We start from the raw sequence: 16,747 nt of genomic DNA, 5'->3' as shown, positions 1-16,747 counted from the left end.
GTGTTAAGCATACCGCCAGCGTTCATCCTGAGCCAGGATCAAACTCTCCGTTTTGTTGTGTTTCGAGTTTGTGGCTCCGAAAAAAATATTTTCCGGAATCCCAGTTACAATTTTGATTATTATCTTTTTGGGAAATTCCAAAAGTAAAATCTTTTGACGAGGATTGGTTTTTTCTTAAGCTTTCAAAGTATTATATTTTTCAGGTTCAGCGGTGGTTGGCGTCTGTCGCCTTTTCACTTAACTAGAGTAACTACTCATCCCCTAGTTTGTCAAGGGGTAAATTTATTTTTTTTCTAAAAGGGCAAATTGCTTGACTGGCATTACTTTCAGGTGAACGGGTCAAGCAACAGGAGGGAGGCGAGAACGAAGTGCCTAAACCTGACTGTGTGAATAATGCACGTTGCTTGTCTCTAAATGGGATCAGAATCCAGGTTGAGCGATCAATTGATTATGGAAAAAGGCAGGAGGTAGTCTTACTGGAGGGATTTATCCTGAATCTTTATGCCTGAGCTAACTATATGAAAGAGCATCATTGTTGCGAAGCTTGTGATTTAAGACTCCCATTCGACAAGTGAAACTTGTATCTGCATTTACGCGCTCGCCACTGCTACCTTCGCGGAACGTTTGGAAGAGAAGATAGGCGTTACAGTGAGTCTAGCGCTATAAAGGGGCTTAAAAATTTATAATGAATTTTTGAGAAAAAGCTAAAAACTAGACTAGGCAATAAATACAGATGATCCGACCGCGTAAGGTCTTTGCTCAACATTGGCTTAAAAGTGAAAAGGCGCTCAACGCAATTATTCAAGCAGCAGAGTGTACAGAAAGCGATCGCTCCCCTAAAGGCGATCGCGTCCTGGAAATTGGCCCTGGAACTGGCATTCTGACTCGTCGTTTATTACCCTTAGTGCAATCTTTGGTTGCAGTAGAAATAGACCGTGATTTATGCCAGATGCTGTCAAAGCAGCTTGGTAAGACTGAAAATTTTTTACTCCTGCAAGGGGATTTTCTCACTCTAGATTTACCATCTTATCTGGCAGCCTTTCCCAATTTCCAAACGCCAAATAAGGTAGTAGCCAATATTCCCTACAATATTACAGGGCCAATCATTGAGAAACTACTGGGTACGATCGCTAACCCCAATCCCGAACCATTTGACTCAATAGTGTTGCTGGTACAAAAAGAAGTAGCAGAAAGGTTATATGCTAAATCAGGCTCAAAAGCTTTTGGGGCGTTGAGTGTGCGGGTACAGTATTTGGCTGAGTGTGAGTTAATCTGCACAGTCCCAGCGGCCGCATTCCATCCACCACCAAAAGTCGATTCAGCAGTGGTGCGATTACGCCCACGAAAAATAGAAATACCGGCGCTTAATCCTCGACAGTTAGAGAATTTCTTAAAGTTAGGGTTTGGTGCCAAGCGCAAAATGTTACGAAATAATTTGCAATCTGTTATAGAACGCGATCGCTTGAGCCACTTACTGGAACAATTAAAAATAAATCCCCAAGCTAGAGCCGAAGACCTCAGCGTTCAGCAATGGGTGATTCTAGCAAATGAATTGGGAGTAGGAAGTAGAGAATAGGGAACAAGGTAGATTTTTTCCATTCCCCTTTCTTCATTCCCCATTCCCCATTCCCCACTCCCCACTCCCAGAAAATGCGTTCTTACAGCCTAATTGCCCCTGCTAAAATCAACTTGTATCTGGAAATCATTGGCGATCGCCCTGATGGTTATCACGAGTTAGCCATGATACTTCAAAGTATCGGGCTTGCAGACCAGATTGATGTGCGTTCCATTAGCACTGATACCATTAGGGTTCATTGCAACCACCCACAAGTACCGACAGATAAAAGTAATCTGGCATACCGGGCAGCAGAATTAATGGTAAGGCAATTTCCCGAAGCCTTTGCTAAATATGGAGGTGTGGAGATTACCGTTAACAAGCAGATTCCTGTAGCTGCTGGGTTGGCTGGGGGTTCGACAAATGCAGCTGCTGTGTTGGTGGGGATAGATTTACTGTGGAAGTTGGGACTAACTCAGTCAGAATTAGAAGAGTTGGGAGGTACACTCGGTTCAGATGTACCGTTCTGTGTGGCGGGTGGAACTGCGATCGCTACAGGTAGAGGTGAGCAACTTTCTCCCCTGCCGAGTTTAGATAACATATATATAGTATTGGCGAAATACCGCAGTCTGGAAGTTTCCACCCCTTGGGCATATAAAACCTATCGACAGCAGTTTGGTCATTCTTATATTAGAGATAGCGACAACTTGGCAGCGTGTGCTAATGCAGTTCATTCAGGAAAAATAGTAAAAGCGATCCTCGATAAAAATACAAGAGAAATTGCCCAAAAACTGCACAATGATTTAGAGCGTGTCGTATTACCAGCCTATCCCCAAGTTTTACAGTTGCGAGAAGTATTTGCTAATCAGGAAGGCGTTTTAGGAACAATGATGTCTGGTTCTGGACCAACAGTTTTTGCTCTTGTTGAGTCTCAGCAGCAGGCAGAACAAGTTAAGCTGCAAGTCAGGGAAGCAATTCTTGATGAAGACTTAGAATTGTTTGTGACTCGGACAATTACACATGGTATTCAGGTGGCATCTTCAGTTTAAATAAATCTTTATTGTTAATGGAGTATGGGGAATAAGCTGATGAGCTTTTAAGTTGCATAGTTAAAATCGCCAAAAAAATGCAAAGATGCAATTTTAATAACGATTAGCTGAGAACAAGAATTGTTCTGAATGCTCCAATCTAAAATCTAAAATCGTTCAATTGAGCGCTCACAAATAAGTCTAAAGTCTAAAATATTATGAATGACCAAAATCTAACGCCGCAAACAGATTCTAAAGAATCGGTGACAGCTAGTCCGTTACGCTGTTTTACTGGGGCGGTGATTTCTGGAGGAATGGGATTTGCAGCGTATTCACTGATGATTGCGATCGCGACAAACTTTGCTAGTAAACCGATCCATTCAATCAATCCATTGGTGGTGAAGATTTCTTCTGCTGTCCGCACTCTGGTTGTTGGTGTAGTTGCTTTAGGTAGCGGGATTTTTGGTATAGTGGCAATTGGTTTATTGGCTTTGGGAGTACAATTATTAGTGCAGCAATTGACTAAGCAAAAAAGTAGTGAAAACTAGTAATTTGCTTTTAATCAGTAATCTAAAAGCACAAGTTTTTCTAAGGCAACACGACTTACCCTTACTGTGCAAGGAGTTGATTTTACTCTTGCCAAATTTATTTAGCATAAGCAGCAGGCGCAGATGCAGTACTACTGGTAGCAATTCTCTGGTTTATTGCATCCCTACTTGTTTTAGTCAAGCTTTTTGGGATTGACGTAGACACAAAGCGGCTTGTTGTCAGACATTGCTCCTTAAATAGCAGATGTTGTAATTTAGATACATAGTATAAAATTTGACTTTAACAGATTTTGGGTTGACACTTTATAAACTGGCTCAATATTCACGAATTTATGCGGAATTGATACCAGCGACACTGAAATCGATAACAACAACATAATTTATAAGCAAAATTTATGAACACAATCAAGAGATATTTTTTACCCCTTATTTTTGTGACAATGGTTGTGAGCCTCAGTAGTTGTAGTTCTAATCCCACCGCAGGTAATATTGACAGCGCAACGTCATACCCTACCACAGCACCAGCATCGACCAATAGCCTACCTTCTCAGTCTCCCAGCCAAATTCCTAGCGTAGCTCAGTTGAGAGAAAAATCTCCTAATCAAGAATCTTCTAAGGAAAATACGCCTTCCTCACCAACTTCTAAGGTTGCCACTGCCAAAACGACTAGTGTAACGCTCTACACAAGTGATACTCAGTGTCAAAAACTAATTCCAGAAAAGGTTTCAGTACCAGCTGAGGAACCAGTGACAAATGTAGTGAGTAAAATTTTAGAAAAACGAGATACAAGCGACTTTAGCTTGTCTGGGTATCGTGTCAACATTAAAAATGGCATTGCTACAGTTGATTTACGCATATCTCCTGAGTCAAAGCGGCAAATAACTTCTCTTTCTAGTTGTGAGCAGTTTGCTCTGTTTGGCAGTCTCCGCAAAACCTTAACGAGTAATGCTCAATGGAATATTAAAGAGGTTCGCTTCACGGAGCGAGGCGAGGACATTGTTCTTTAGTTAAATATGTTAGTAAGTGCCGTCATCAGCTAGCTAAAAAGATTTTCCAATCTGAAAAGCGGCATGACTCATGCATCAGTATTGACCAGAGTAGTGTATGTTCTAGGCAATTGAAAACAACTGCAAATAGTGGTATATTTGATTTGACTACTAAGTTTATGTTAGCAACTTGCGGGTGTAATTCAGTGGTAGAATGTCACCTTCCCATGGTGAACGTCGTGGGTTCGAGTCCCATCGCCCGCTTTAAAATCTGTAAATTTTAGCCAGTAGTGCGATCGCTATTTTCCTTAAATAGGAAAAACCCTGGCATAATCCTTACTATGTCAGGGTTTTAGATATTTGAAATACTGTGACAATATTTTGTTAAATTGACAAATAATTAGTTAATGTACAATTCATCCTTTATACTTCACTGGGGATTCTACTTACCCACCTAAAGTCCGCGTATAAATTATCTGACCTTGGGAATCATAAAGAAAAAGGGATAGATTGGCATTTTCACCAATTACGGCTAGGGCTTCGCGTAAGATTTGCAAGTGATTGGTAACATCAACAGCAGTATCCGAATTCTTAGAATAAGGATTAGCCAAGTTATTTTGCCTTATTTGGTCATACTCAGGGGTTAGTCGGACAATAATTTCTGCATTGTCTATGCTAAAGGTGCAAATCCGAATTCCATTAGTACAGGTCTTATCCAAGTCAGTGCGGGTTTGTTGCAAACTACTAACAACTTGTAGTTTTTCTTGTGCTTGTTTGAGCGCAGCTGAATAAGGTTCGATGAGAGACTTAGCCTGAGTGTAGTACAAGCTATCTTGGGGAACTTTTTTAGCCGTTTGCAAAGCCTGCTCCCAATATATCGCCGCTGCTTGCCATTGGTTTTGTTGTTCATAAACTTTGGCTTGCTTGGCAGTGCTAAGGGCCTGTTGGTAGGTTTTAACAGCTAATTGTTCTTTAGTAGCGCGATCGCGCACTAATACTAACTTAGGTTTATAATCTACCAACAGCTTTTGAGCTTCTTGGTATCCAACGCTATTTCGGGGAATGGTATTCAAGGCATTAATTACCACCAGCCAAGTAGACTGCGCCTTTTGCCAGTCATTCAAAGATTTAGCAGTAGCTTCCCGCTTCTCGGCTGCAACGGCTACACCTTTTGCCGCTGTTAGTTTTTTCAGCCATTTTTCCTCAGTAAATATCTGTTGATTTACAGCGTGCAAACGGACACGATAATTCAGTAATTTACCCTGCACCAGCCCATAGAGTTCACTACTGGAACTTATACTTTCTAGTGGCGCTATAGCCTGTCGCCATAAGTGTTGCCTAGTTTGTAATTCCTCTAGGCTAGATGCAGGAGTTTGAACTTTTTGTGTCGCCAAAGATGCTGTCTGCAAAGCTTTGACCACCTGATTGATTTTTTCTGCTCGCCCAGATAAACTTGCTTTTAGTTCCTCTGACAGCTGGTAACGAGGCGACCAACTAGGAATTACATTCAGAGCTGTACTGGCTGCTGCAAGTTGCTCTTGTACAGCAACTAATTCTTTTTCAGATTTGGCGCGGCGCATCAGTTGCGGAGATTTTGTTTTTAATTGCTTGGCGTTTTGTATTTCTTGACACTCAGACATCACACAAGGGCGAGTCAATAAGTAAGCACCACCGCCTAAAACTATAATTCCCACCAACGCCGCACCTAGTAGGATAGGTTTGACCTGGAATCCTGGCTTTGAAGCCGAGAAATTCGGCACATCTGCAAACGGGTCAAAGAGTTCTTCTTCTTCACTCTCATTGATTGATGGAGAATATGTCAGAGATGATGAGGGGGATATTACTTCCTTCTCTTCTTGTGCTTCCTTATCTTCCTCTGCGAGCCATCCCCCCGTCTGCTTCAGCGCCAAGAAACATTTGGTATAAGGGAGTTGTTCGCCAAAAACTCTGAGAAAACATTGCACCCGCTGCTCTTTCTGGGGTGCTAGAGACTGAAGTACCTCCTCAATAACTGCAAAAATTAGTTGAGCGTCAACTATTACATCTGACGCGTGTTGCGTTAAAATCATTAGCTCGCCTTTATTGACGACGCACTTCACCTCGAAGACTTCAGCCGTTGAGACTTCTACAAGTAATTGTTCTTGCAAAGTTTTGGCTAAAAGCTGTAAATCTTCCTGCTGGACTGCTACTTTCATAGAGCTTTCCCGCTGAATTTCTATATTGTTTTGATTATCTTTAAGGGGATGAAATGAACTTTTTAGGTTTGTTGAATGCAAATGCACAGTTTAACCAACCACAGCCTGAGAATCTGAACGACCAACTTTCTAACACAAATTCTGACTTTTCACCAAAAATAAAAAAAGTAATTATTGTTCGCGGCGCTACATTTTTACACTACTAGATACAAAATTAAATAATCTGTCTTCAGATATAAATTACAAATAAAAAATGGGAATAATAAAAAATTTGGGTATTTTCACTGCATTGCTTTGCGATAATTAAATTCACAAAAGCTACTGCTGTGCGAAATTCTAGTTGCCAATTGTTACCAAATTATCTAAAGGTTAAGAAAACGATGCTATGTCAGAGGGTTTTGACAAAAATGCTAGTTATCTTCTATGCTGGGAAACTTGCAGAGAAGATTAATTATGTGTTGTGGCTCTGCCACAAACAAGTTGACTATCGAAATTAATATGCTTCATTTGCTGAATTCGATAAAATTGATCCGTGAAAAATAAGTTTTTATAGGTGCAAAAAGGTTAATTCTGCAATAAAGGTGCTGCAAAATATTAAAACAGGACTAACCAAAATCTTGGAAAGTGTCAATACAAGGTGTATCAATGGATTTATTAGAGTACCAGGTTAAAGAATGGTTTGCGAAGATAGGCATTCCAGTATTGCCTTCCCAACGAATTGACCATCCTACAGATTTGAAACGGTTAAAAATTCGCTTTCCAATTGTACTGAAATCTCAAGTCCACGGAGCGGAACGGGCAAAAGCGGGTGGAGTTAGGTTTGCCCAAACGACTATCGATGCGATCGCAGCAGCTCAAAATATCTTTAGTTTACCAATATGGGGCGAATTGCCGGAAGTTGTACTGGCAGAATCTAAATACGACGCCAACCAAGAATTTTATCTAGCAGTGGTTTTAGATACTGCTGTCTGCCGACCGGTACTTTTAGGTTGCAAAGAAGCAGACATCGATTGGGAATCGGCTGGGGAAAGAATGCACTACGTTGTCGTGGAGCAGGAATTCTCGCCATTTTATGCGCGACGATTGGCTTTGAAAATGGGTTTGCAAGGAACGCTGATGCAGTCGGTAAGCAGCGTTGTGGAGAAGATGTACCACTTATTTGTCCAAAAAGACCTGGATTTAGTCGAAATTAATCCCTTGGCAGTCAGTACTACTAGTCAAGTTATGGCTCTTAATGGTAAAGTCAGGGTCAACGAACGGGCGATCAAGCGTCATCCCGATCTCGCTGAGATGGCAGCAAAAATTATCAGTCGTCATACCAGTACTGAAATCAACGGTATTTTGGGTGACTGGGATGGTGTGCAAATGCATGGAAAAATCGGTATTTTAGGTAATGGTACTGGTTCAGTGATGGCAACTTTAGATTTAGTTGCGAATGCTGGTGGCAATCCAGGTGTTTGTTTGAATCTACGTCATGCTTTCCTTACAGATACTACACCAACTACCTTCCGCGATCGCCTAGAAATAGGTTTGAAAATGCTGGAGGCTGATAAAAGCATTCAAGTAATACTAATTAACTTTCTGGGTAGCATTCCGCAAATTGAGGAAGTGGCTGAAGTTATAGCTAGGGTTGTGCAGCAAGACAACAGCGAACTTCAATCACAGGTTGTACGTTCTAATGGTAGTAAAGTTCGGCGAGAGCTTAATTTTCCATCCTTAGTTGTCCGTCTTGCTGGTTCTGAATTTAACACTGTGAGAAAATATTTGACAACACTAAAAACCCACACCGATGCGCTTGTCGTGGTAGAAAATTTAGATGAGGCAGTGGCAGCAGCAGTTCTCCTTGCTAAACCAACGGCTAATAAAAGATAGTGAATGTCATTTTGTTCCAATTCAAAAATCAAAAATTATTAGTTTTTACCGTCGGGTATAAATTATTGAATTTGATGCTCAAATCAAGTAAAGCTTTGCTTTCTGGAACTAAATTATATAGTGGATTCAAACTGGATATTCCTAGCTAGGGGCACGTTTTCTCACTTTTGGAACACTCAGCTTCCAGACTAATTTTTGGAATTTCAGTAAAAATTAAATCAATCCGACACTGTAAATGTGTTGTTTCTATGCCCAGTAGTTCAAAACGCTGGGTTATCAAACTTACGGTAATTTTTTATGAACCTAACGCCAGAAAGTAAAGTCTTAATTCAAGGCTTTTGTGAATTTATATCAAGCACTCATGTTGCTCAAATGAAAGCTTATGGCACGAATTTAGTAGCTGGTGTCAATCCTGGATGCGGCGGACAGGAACTGCATGGACTGCCAGTATTTGATTTAGTAGAGGAGGTAATAGAACAATTTGGGGCAATTGACACAACAATTATTTGTGTAGATCCTTACGACGTGTTAGATGCAGCTTTAGAAGCGATCGCATCTAAGATTTGCCAGATCATTATTATTACTGCTGGTGTGCCGCCTTTGGATATGGTGCAATTACTCCGCAAAGCCGAAGCTTGTGAAACTTTGGTAATCGGGCCAAATAGTCCGGGGATCATTGTACCGGGAAAAATTCTTTTAGGGACTCAACCCAGCGAATTTTATACCCCTGGAACAGTGGGGATCGTTAGTCGTAGCAGCACCCTCACCTACGAAATCGCCTACGAATTAACAAAAGCAGGTTTAGGGCAGTCGATTAGCGTCAGTATTGGTAGTGATGCGATCGTCGGTTCCTCATTTTTGCAATGGCTGCAAATTCTCGATGAGGATGAAACCACACAAGCGATCGTTTTAGTTGGTCAACCTGGTGGTGGTAGTGAAGAAGCAGCAGCGCGGTACATTGCTGAGGCAATTGATAAACCAGTAATTGCCTACATTGCAGGTAGACTTGCACCACCAGGAAAAACTTGGCGACAAACCGGGACTTTAGCAACGGTTATCGGACGCGATCCTAACTTTGGCACAGCCCAAAGTAAATTAGCCGCTTTAAAAGAAGCGGAAGTGACAGTAGCTGAACGCCCTTCTCAGATTCCAGAATTATTGAGAAAGGAAATTAACTAATTACTAATTCGTAATTCAATTCTTAACTACGAATTACGAATTACGAATTACGAATTATTTTAATTGGTCAGTCTTAAGAACGATTTTGAGGAAACAGATAGGCGATCGCAGCGTAACCCGAAAGACTGAGTAAACTAACCAAGAAAGCAGCCAGAACAAAAGTAGACATAATATTATACTCTATGCACTTCCAAAATCTGGGCATTCATCAACAAGCTAGAATTTTGGATACTTTCAAATTAGCAATTGGGTATGACACAGCCATGACTACCTTGTGTCAATCCCTCGGATTTCAAGGTAGTCATGACTCAACTCAAGCCAAAGGCAGAAAAAACCGAAACGTACTGCCAACTCCCAACTCGCTTTCTACCTGAATTTGACCGCCTTGTAATTCAATCAAACGGCGGGAAATAGTTAAACCAATACCAGTACCTCCCGAATGGCGATCGCGTGATTGGTCAGCTCGCCAGAAGCGCTCAAACACATGAGGCAAATTTTCTGGAGCGATACCAATGCCTGTATCACTAACCGCAATCCAGAGTTGAGATGCTTCAGTCCCAACAGTAATGGTAATTGAACCTTCGTTAGTGTAACGAACTGCATTACCTAGCAAATTAACTAGCACCTGTTCCGTGCGGTCAATATCTGCCAATACAGGAGGTAGCACAGATGGATATTGCAAGAGCAGAACTGGCCCATCTTCCAATAGTTGGTCGGTAAATTTTTCCACTAATGACTCTAACAACGGACGCAGATTTACCCGTTGGATATTAATTGGCAAATAACCAGCTTCTGCCTTAGATAATTCTTGTAAATCGTTCACTAACCGCTCTAAGCGTCGAGTTTCTTTCGCTAAACGTCGATAGATTTCAGGAGACGCTTCAATTTCCCCATCAGCCAGTTCTTCCAAGTAACCGCGCACTACAGTTAATGGTGTACGTAGTTCATGGGTCATATCTCCAATTACTTCTCGCCGCCGTGCTTCTACTCCTTCTAAACTGGCTGCCATTCGGTTGAAACTACTACTCAATCCACTAAGTTCTGGAATGTCAGATACAGGTAGTCGTGCATCCATCTGACCAGCAGCAAATTTTTGGGTGATTTGTTCCATCTCGGTCAATCGCTGCATAATCCGTCTCGACACCCAGTAACTCAATCCTCCGGCAGCAGTAGTGCCGACTAAGACTGACCAAAGAGTGCTTCGTTGCCAAGCAAGTTCAAATCCTGTAACCAATTCAGCACGGACATCAATTAAGTCGAACCCCTGATTTTCTAATCCTTCCAAATGCAAGACAAATAAGCGGGGGGAAGAGATTTTGCTGATGCTCACCAGACTAGCTACCCCCACGATCATTACTACTAAATGGGAGAAAAATAGGCGTCCTCTCAGCCCCATCTTCATAACATTTACGCTACCAGAGCATCTTCAAATTTATAGCCCACCCCAACAACAGTTTTTATAAAAGTAGGATTTGCCGGATCGGGTTCAATCTTTTTTCGCAACCGAGCTACATGAGTATCTACCACTCGTTCATCGCCAAAAAAATTATCTCCCCAAAGTTTATCAATTAGTTGAGTGCGGTTCCAAACTCGACCCGGATTGCTGACAAAGGTGGTTAGCAAGTTAAATTCTAAGGTAGTTAAGTCCAAAATTTCAACTTCTTGAGAATTTATCTGGCGACTGGCAGTGCGCTGGTCTACATCGACAATAAAGTGTTGGGTACGATTGACTTGATGTTGTCCCCCTTGGCGGAGGCTACGCCGTAATAGTGCCCGCACCCTAGCTACCAACTCTCTGGGGCTAAAGGGTTTGACCATATAATCATCAGCACCAGTAGATAGACCAATGACGCGATCGATTTCCTCACCCTTAGCCGTGAGCATTAGAATGTAAGGATCTTTTGCACCTGGTTTCTGGCGAATTCGGGCACAAACTTCCAACCCATCCAAACCAGGAATCATTAAATCTAAAATGATTAAATCCGGTGGTTGCTCTTGAAACATCCGCAAAGCATTCATGCCATCGCGGCTAGTGCGACAAAAAAATCCTTCTTTTTCTAAAGAGAGTTCAATTAAATGAGCAATTTCTGGTTCATCTTCAACTATTAAAATATCCATCTGAAATATAAAGTCGAGCAAAATGGGCAAAGCAGGTCACGAAGTCACGGGGAAAAGGAGACACAAAGATATCTTTCACTGCGTCCCTGTGTCTCCCACTCTCCACCTCTTGTTAATTAGAGGTTTGAATTTGACGACGTGCGATAACTATAGCCAAGATTAGAATCTTTTTGAATGTGTGTTTTAATACTATCGAGGTCAATGAAGCAGTCAGCAACATCAATCAAACTTTCACTAGTCGTTGTTTGTAGACTGACTACTTCTACCCGAACGCCCATTCTGCTGACAGCGTTCACCGCATAAGCTAAATCTCCATCGCCACTGACTAAAACCGCTGTGTCATAGTAAGGAGCTAAAGTTATCATGTCTACAGCAATTTCTACATTCAGATTTGATTTTTTGAAATTCTCTGCTGGCGCAACAAGATCCTTTGCCACTACGCGATAGCCATTACGACGCATCCACAATAGAAAACCCTGTTGCTTTTCATTACTTATATCAACTCCAGTATAAAAGAAAGCACGTAAAAGTCTGGAACCGCTGGTTAAATGACAAAGCAATTTAACGTAGTCAATTTCTATGCCGAGTTGTAAGGCTGTATGGAACAGGCTTAAGCCATCAATAAAAATAGCAACTCGACCACGATTTAAGTTATTCAAAATCAAACTATCAGGTGCAGGATCTCGCATCTTGGTATCTTTACCTTTTACAGCAGCATCGCTCAAATTTTGCCCTTGCCAATGTGGTTTAGCTTTGAGTACTTTAGATTCCTTAAATTCATTTCTTTGTTTGCTAAAATTAGTTATAATCATTGATACCTCTGATTTTAAAGCTGTAAAGAATTTTGACTAAATTTTCTATAGTATAGTCTGTACTGATTTATAACCTAGCAGGTAATGGTCTTAAGTCACTATATGCAGATAAGGTTAACTGGTGCTAAACAAGATTTAAAATAGACAGCGCAAGGTTTTCACTATTGTTGTGGTTGATTTAACGAGATATTGCTTCTGCCCACAGATATGTTAATCTTTACCCACGGAGACAGCAAGAGTTTCGATAAAATAAATCTTTTTGTCAGGGTAAGGGCTGTTTTTGTTAGGTCTGTGTTGCACTCAATCCAGAAGCACTATATCTATAAATGGGTAGGCATGAACTGTAAGACCTGTAATCGGGGCAACGCGACATAAGCAAATTCCGCACAAGAATCCCACTGTTTTTAGGGGGAATGAGCGTAGCAATATTTACTCAACTGTGTGAGCGCCAAAGAGTTAGAAGCACTAATAACGTAATATGGGATGCGATCGCACCTCAAAAGGTAACTCAAAAAGTAAGTTGTATTAATTTATATAAGAGCCAAATGAGAAGGACAGAGATGATTCGTTGCTCTCTTGTCCCCCTATTTGCTTAACGCACGCCAGCAGTTTCTAAAGACAAATCTTGAAACATGGGTGTGCTGAGATAACGTTCGCCAAAGGAAGGCTGAATCATCACAATTAAACGTCCGGCATTTTCTGGACGTTTACCGACTTGAATTGCGGCACACAAAGCTGCACCAGATGATATCCCAGATAATAAGCCTTCTTCTTTTGCCAAACGTCGCCCATAAGCGATCGCTTGTTCATCGCTGACTCTAATTACTTCATCAACCAATTCCAGACGGAGAACATCTGGGATAAATCCGGCCCCAATACCTTGAATTTTATGTGGCCCGGCTTCACCACCAGAGAGTACTGGGCTGTTGCTGGGTTCAACTGCGATCGCTTTAAAAGTCTTCTTGCGCTGTTTGAGTACTTCTGCAATCCCAGTAATCGTTCCACCAGTACCTACCCCAGCAATGACGATATCTACTTCCCCGTCTGTATCTGCCCAAATTTCTTCGGCGGTAGTTTCTTGGTGAACTTTGGGATTAGCAGGGTTGCGGAACTGTTGCAGCATAAAAGCATTAGGAGTATTAGCCACAATTTCTTCGGCTTTGCGAATTGCTCCCCGCATTCCCTCAGCGCCTGGTGTCAACTCTAAAGAAGCACCATAAGCCCTGAGCATAGCCCGTCGTTCTTGACTCATTGTTTCTGGCATAGTCAAAATCAAACGGTAGCCACGTGCTGCTGCTACCATTGCTAGAGCAATTCCGGTATTACCGGAAGTAGGCTCCACTAAAATGGTCTTTCCCGGATAAATTGAGCCAGCGGCTTCTGCTGAGAGTACCATACTTAACCCAATGCGGTCTTTCACCGAAGCCGCTGGGTTCATGCCTTCTAATTTAACAACTATTCTTGCAACTACTCCCTCAGCTTGAGGAATCTTGTTCAATTGAACTAAAGGAGTTCGTCCAATGAGTTCTGTTACGTCTTGAGCAATCCGCATTATTTTACCCCTAAAATCCTAAATCTTAAGTACAGAGTATTTACTGATAACAATAAGCTTTGATGTATTTATTTTGCAGTTCAATGCCAATGAATGCATATACTATGTATTCTAACTGAACCACAAAAGATGAAAGTTTAGAAAGAACCTTTATTAGATGTTCCCAATGATTGCCACTTCACCAGAGGGCTAGCTTACCATTCTTCTATTTTACCATTTGGAATTGCTGACTATTGCCTCTTCGGTGAAAATTCAACTTTTTTAATTCTGTATATATGAATAGCTTTTGCCATGATTTTCTATTTGTTATGAAAATAGAATTTACTTTTAAAACATTTAATTGCTTTTCCTAATTTGTTAGTCTATCTTTATCAAGAGACATTGATATTTTCTGTTGAGTGCAGATTTTACCAGTCTAAATTTGCATCTAAAACAGCCTTTAACCATTGCCTACATTGCTTTGAGATTGAGTGCAAAAACGCCAGAACCCCACCTCGAAAATACTAGAACCCCATCCGAAAAACACTAGCACCCATACCCCAATAATTTTTTAAAATTATTATCAGGTAAGGATTACAGACTTTGAGTACTATTTTAATGAATTTAATAATCTTAACAGGGCTGGGGTAAACTGTTTTGTGGAGAGTGGCTGATATAAATCGTATAGGATTTACGCAGAGATTCCCCTCTACCCCCCAACATTCCTGAGCGCAAGCTGAGTGAACTAGGGGGGACTTCTTAATCTCCCTTTTGAGAGTAGGATGAAAGCAGATTCCCGAATCAAGTGCGTTCTTTCTGACTGAATAATCCTATGTTTTGTGAAAAGGGTGGTAACTTTTTATTAGTCAGTAGTCAGTAGTGACGAGAAAAATAACTGGCAACTAATGATTGTAAAAATTACCGATTACACATATTTTAATATCAAAACTGTTTGAGAGGTAGAAATTATATAACTACTTTAGATAAACAGCAAAAGATATTTTCTTACTGGGTGCATACTACCTAGCAAGGGAGAGCCAAGATGAAAGCCAAACTTTTAAATGTTATTACAGTTTGCGTCGTTACTTTAGTAATGCTTTCACCAGGACTAGTAGTATTTGGCATAATTTGGGAGCGACATCTGGAGTTAGTAAAATCTCAGAATTTAGCTTACGAAGTTAACAACACAACTACAGATGCTCCCGCCTTGGCTCCCCAGACAGAGGGTACACATTCCCCTCAGACTAGCATTCAATCCTCCGATCGTAATGTGGTTCATCAAATGCTTGCTGTTGCTGAACAATATAAATTTGCCACTATCCTGCAATGGTTCTTCTTGTTAACCCCGATTTGTGTTGGGTTAGGGATTCTTTTTTACGACAGATATCTGGTTCATCGTGCTGCTGTTTTAAAAGAACAAGTTGAAATGTTGGAAAGACTGTGGCACCAAAGTATCGAACAGTAACTTATTCACAATTTACTAAAATCAAGAAAATTACCATGACAGACCAAGAACAACGCCAAAGCTTGTATTTTAATCTGATTGATGAGTTACTTAGATGTCCTAATGGTCAAGAACCAGAAATTTTGGAATCTAAACCCGAATTGATTGATTCCGGTTTAGTAGAAACAATGTTACAAGTAGCTACTATGTTTGCCCATGAAGGCAATCAGGATGGTGCCCAATTTTTATTTTTTGTGGCACGTGAGCTAGCTAAAGAATTAGGTTTATACCCGGAAGTTCCCAATACTGAAGTTGCAAATCCTGAAGTTGCAAATAAGGAGTAAAAATGTTGTTGACTTCAACAGATGCGGGACAAATAGCTTTAGAACTGCTCATGGCAGACTGGAATATTTCAGAAGAGAACAGAGAGTGGTTCACAATTTTTAACTCTCGTCTAATTGGCGAGAGTTGGTACACTGTGGAACTAGGTATAGAAGGATTTCCCGATAGGTGGTTTATTCAAGTATATGACAATGGAGTGTGCGATCCAAACTATACATTTATTTCACCAATCCGTGGTTATGAAGGATTTACAGACTTTGTAAATTTGCCGGATATCATCGCAGAGGTTTTAGTTTGTGAACGCAATGCTCGCTAATAATAATTAAAAATTCAAAAGTTAGAATTCAAGAATAATTTGTAATTCGTAATTAAATCAAGACCTAGAGTCAACGACTTCTACAAGTTGTAGTATTTATTATGGGTGGGGTTTAAACCCAATCTATATATAACATAATTACGTTGGCGAGCTTGCGAATATTATTACGAATTACGAATTTTGGATTTTGGATTTTGAATATAAAGATGCTTTACGCAAATCTGAGGTGATACCGAATAAGGTACGCCTATTTTTTTATGTAATATTTAATATTTTATTCAAACTTAATACACTATTTTGCCATACTTAATTGATAAAAATATGTTATATTAAATAGCGTGATGGACGCTACAGAAATATCAGTTCCAATGATTGCTGAAGATATCTTAGCCAAAGAATTCACAAGAGTCGTCAACCATTACTACCCGCAAGTTGGAGAATTGCTGGATGGGTGTTATGTGAAAGTCATCACCTGTTTTTGGGGACGACCTGCTAGACGTTTGCAATATATAGGAATTTATTGCTCTGACGAAATGATTTCCTGCGTGCAAGCTCAAAAAGAAATACTCAGAGAAGTAGCAGACAATATGGGTCTAATCCAGGTTGTTTGCATGAATGCCAAGCGATTGTTGCGCGATCCGATGTCGAAGGTCAAAGAGAACAACCCACGCCTATGGTTGGAGTTGCAGTGGGTTGCGACTTAGTGATTCATCGCATTAATTGAGAGGGGTAAATGCTTTTGTAGAGAGGACTTTATTCCTCAAATATTTAAGCACTAAAGTGCTTACTACAAACCTATCGACCACTAGAATAATCAGCAC

15 protein-coding genes and 1 tRNA gene are annotated in these 16,747 nt (G+C 40.7%); 11 read left to right on the top strand and 5 right to left on the bottom strand.

The features are described 5' to 3' along the window. Nucleotides 1–733 precede the first annotated feature (733 nt). From rsmA to HWQ42_RS32655, 5 genes are all read left to right on the top strand, one after another. Entirely contained in the window at nt 734–1,576 is an 843-nt protein-coding gene (gene rsmA / locus HWQ42_RS32675) for a 16S rRNA (adenine(1518)-N(6)/adenine(1519)-N(6))-dimethyltransferase RsmA (protein WP_292819537.1), read from the top strand. A gap of 74 nt (nt 1,577–1,650) precedes the next feature. Then, complete coding sequence (gene ispE / locus HWQ42_RS32670) at nt 1,651–2,604, top strand: 4-(cytidine 5'-diphospho)-2-C-methyl-D-erythritol kinase (RefSeq protein WP_292819534.1); 954 nt, start codon at nt 1,651–1,653, stop codon at nt 2,602–2,604. Nucleotides 2,605–2,801: 197 nt separating this feature from the next. Next, nucleotides 2,802–3,131 (top strand): DUF3082 domain-containing protein, encoded by a 330-nt coding sequence (locus HWQ42_RS32665; RefSeq protein ID WP_292819530.1) that lies wholly within the window; start codon nt 2,802–2,804, stop codon nt 3,129–3,131. Nucleotides 3,132–3,526: 395 nt separating this feature from the next. Further along, entirely contained in the window at nt 3,527–4,138 is a 612-nt protein-coding gene (locus tag HWQ42_RS32660) for a GerMN domain-containing protein (protein ID WP_292819527.1), read from the top strand. Nucleotides 4,139–4,309: 171 nt separating this feature from the next. Further along, nucleotides 4,310–4,381 (top strand) — tRNA-Gly (locus HWQ42_RS32655). 182 nt (nt 4,382–4,563) lie between these two features. On the opposite strand, the gene HWQ42_RS32650 is transcribed toward HWQ42_RS32655, so the two are convergent. Continuing rightward, a complete protein-coding gene (locus HWQ42_RS32650; RefSeq protein WP_292819524.1) occupies nt 4,564–6,312 on the bottom strand; it encodes a hypothetical protein in 1,749 nt (582 codons plus the stop codon). Between the two features lie 645 nt (nt 6,313–6,957). Between HWQ42_RS32650 and HWQ42_RS32645 the strand changes: the two genes are divergently transcribed. Both HWQ42_RS32645 and HWQ42_RS32640 read left to right on the top strand, forming a co-directional pair. Beyond that, the gene (locus HWQ42_RS32645; protein WP_292739831.1) at nt 6,958–8,184 is read left to right on the top strand and encodes a succinate--CoA ligase subunit beta; all 1,227 of its coding nucleotides are present in this window, start codon (nt 6,958–6,960) and stop codon (nt 8,182–8,184) included. Between the two features lie 297 nt (nt 8,185–8,481). Then, entirely contained in the window at nt 8,482–9,363 is an 882-nt protein-coding gene (locus HWQ42_RS32640; protein ID WP_292819521.1) for a CoA-binding protein, read from the top strand. Between the two features lie 313 nt (nt 9,364–9,676). Here the strand turns inward: HWQ42_RS32640 and HWQ42_RS32635 are convergent, their stop codons facing one another. The 4 genes from HWQ42_RS32635 to cysK form a co-directional block, all read right to left on the bottom strand. Beyond that, complete coding sequence (locus HWQ42_RS32635) at nt 9,677–10,765, bottom strand: HAMP domain-containing sensor histidine kinase (RefSeq protein ID WP_292739827.1); 1,089 nt, start codon at nt 10,763–10,765, stop codon at nt 9,677–9,679. Nucleotides 10,766–10,770: 5 nt separating this feature from the next. Continuing rightward, nucleotides 10,771–11,481 carry a response regulator transcription factor gene (locus HWQ42_RS32630; RefSeq protein WP_292819518.1) on the bottom strand — a complete coding sequence of 237 codons (711 nt, stop codon included), beginning with the start codon at nt 11,479–11,481 and terminating at the stop codon, nt 10,771–10,773. Nucleotides 11,482–11,597: 116 nt separating this feature from the next. Further along, a complete protein-coding gene (locus tag HWQ42_RS32625) occupies nt 11,598–12,293 on the bottom strand; it encodes an NYN domain-containing protein (protein WP_292739825.1) in 696 nt (231 codons plus the stop codon). A gap of 592 nt (nt 12,294–12,885) precedes the next feature. Next, nucleotides 12,886–13,845 (bottom strand): cysteine synthase A, encoded by a 960-nt coding sequence (gene cysK, locus HWQ42_RS32620; protein ID WP_292739823.1) that lies wholly within the window; start codon nt 13,843–13,845, stop codon nt 12,886–12,888. Between the two features lie 1,021 nt (nt 13,846–14,866). On the opposite strand from cysK, the gene HWQ42_RS32615 reads away from it, so the two are divergent. From HWQ42_RS32615 to HWQ42_RS32600, 4 genes are all read left to right on the top strand, one after another. Further along, the gene (locus HWQ42_RS32615) at nt 14,867–15,289 is read left to right on the top strand and encodes a hypothetical protein (protein ID WP_292819515.1); all 423 of its coding nucleotides are present in this window, start codon (nt 14,867–14,869) and stop codon (nt 15,287–15,289) included. A 35-nt stretch (nt 15,290–15,324) separates the two neighbouring features. Then, a complete protein-coding gene (locus tag HWQ42_RS32610) occupies nt 15,325–15,612 on the top strand; it encodes a hypothetical protein (protein ID WP_292739819.1) in 288 nt (95 codons plus the stop codon). A gap of 2 nt (nt 15,613–15,614) precedes the next feature. Next, nucleotides 15,615–15,926, top strand: a complete 312-nt coding sequence (locus tag HWQ42_RS32605) for a hypothetical protein (protein WP_292819512.1) — start codon at nt 15,615–15,617, stop codon at nt 15,924–15,926. A gap of 341 nt (nt 15,927–16,267) precedes the next feature. After that, entirely contained in the window at nt 16,268–16,630 is a 363-nt protein-coding gene (locus tag HWQ42_RS32600; protein WP_069068421.1) for a hypothetical protein, read from the top strand. Nucleotides 16,631–16,747 lie beyond the last annotated feature (117 nt).

The sequence above is a fragment of the Nostoc sp. JL23 genome, from assembly GCF_017115065.1.
GTDB lineage: Bacteria > Cyanobacteriota > Cyanobacteriia > Cyanobacteriales > Nostocaceae > Nostoc > Nostoc punctiforme_A.
Note: the sequence above shows the minus strand (reverse complement) of the source record. Positions and strands in the feature narration are given on the sequence as shown.

Excerpts from the sequence above, each read along its gene's own strand:
- rsmA (WP_292819537.1), top strand. The coding sequence starts at position 734 with ATGATCCGACCGCGTAAGGTCTTTGCTCAACATTGGCTTAAAAGTGAA.
- ispE (WP_292819534.1), top strand. The coding sequence starts at position 1,651 with ATGCGTTCTTACAGCCTAATTGCCCCTGCTAAAATCAACTTGTATCTG.
- HWQ42_RS32665 (WP_292819530.1), top strand. The coding sequence starts at position 2,802 with ATGAATGACCAAAATCTAACGCCGCAAACAGATTCTAAAGAATCGGTG.
- HWQ42_RS32660 (WP_292819527.1), top strand. The coding sequence starts at position 3,527 with ATGAACACAATCAAGAGATATTTTTTACCCCTTATTTTTGTGACAATG.
- HWQ42_RS32650 (WP_292819524.1), bottom strand. The coding sequence starts at position 6,312 with ATGAAAGTAGCAGTCCAGCAGGAAGATTTACAGCTTTTAGCCAAAACT.
- HWQ42_RS32645 (WP_292739831.1), top strand. The coding sequence starts at position 6,958 with ATGGATTTATTAGAGTACCAGGTTAAAGAATGGTTTGCGAAGATAGGC.
- HWQ42_RS32640 (WP_292819521.1), top strand. The coding sequence starts at position 8,482 with ATGAACCTAACGCCAGAAAGTAAAGTCTTAATTCAAGGCTTTTGTGAA.
- HWQ42_RS32635 (WP_292739827.1), bottom strand. The coding sequence starts at position 10,765 with ATGAAGATGGGGCTGAGAGGACGCCTATTTTTCTCCCATTTAGTAGTA.
- HWQ42_RS32630 (WP_292819518.1), bottom strand. The coding sequence starts at position 11,481 with ATGGATATTTTAATAGTTGAAGATGAACCAGAAATTGCTCATTTAATT.
- HWQ42_RS32625 (WP_292739825.1), bottom strand. The coding sequence starts at position 12,293 with ATGATTATAACTAATTTTAGCAAACAAAGAAATGAATTTAAGGAATCT.
- cysK (WP_292739823.1), bottom strand. The coding sequence starts at position 13,845 with ATGCGGATTGCTCAAGACGTAACAGAACTCATTGGACGAACTCCTTTA.
- HWQ42_RS32615 (WP_292819515.1), top strand. The coding sequence starts at position 14,867 with ATGAAAGCCAAACTTTTAAATGTTATTACAGTTTGCGTCGTTACTTTA.
- HWQ42_RS32610 (WP_292739819.1), top strand. The coding sequence starts at position 15,325 with ATGACAGACCAAGAACAACGCCAAAGCTTGTATTTTAATCTGATTGAT.
- HWQ42_RS32605 (WP_292819512.1), top strand. The coding sequence starts at position 15,615 with ATGTTGTTGACTTCAACAGATGCGGGACAAATAGCTTTAGAACTGCTC.
- HWQ42_RS32600 (WP_069068421.1), top strand. The coding sequence starts at position 16,268 with ATGGACGCTACAGAAATATCAGTTCCAATGATTGCTGAAGATATCTTA.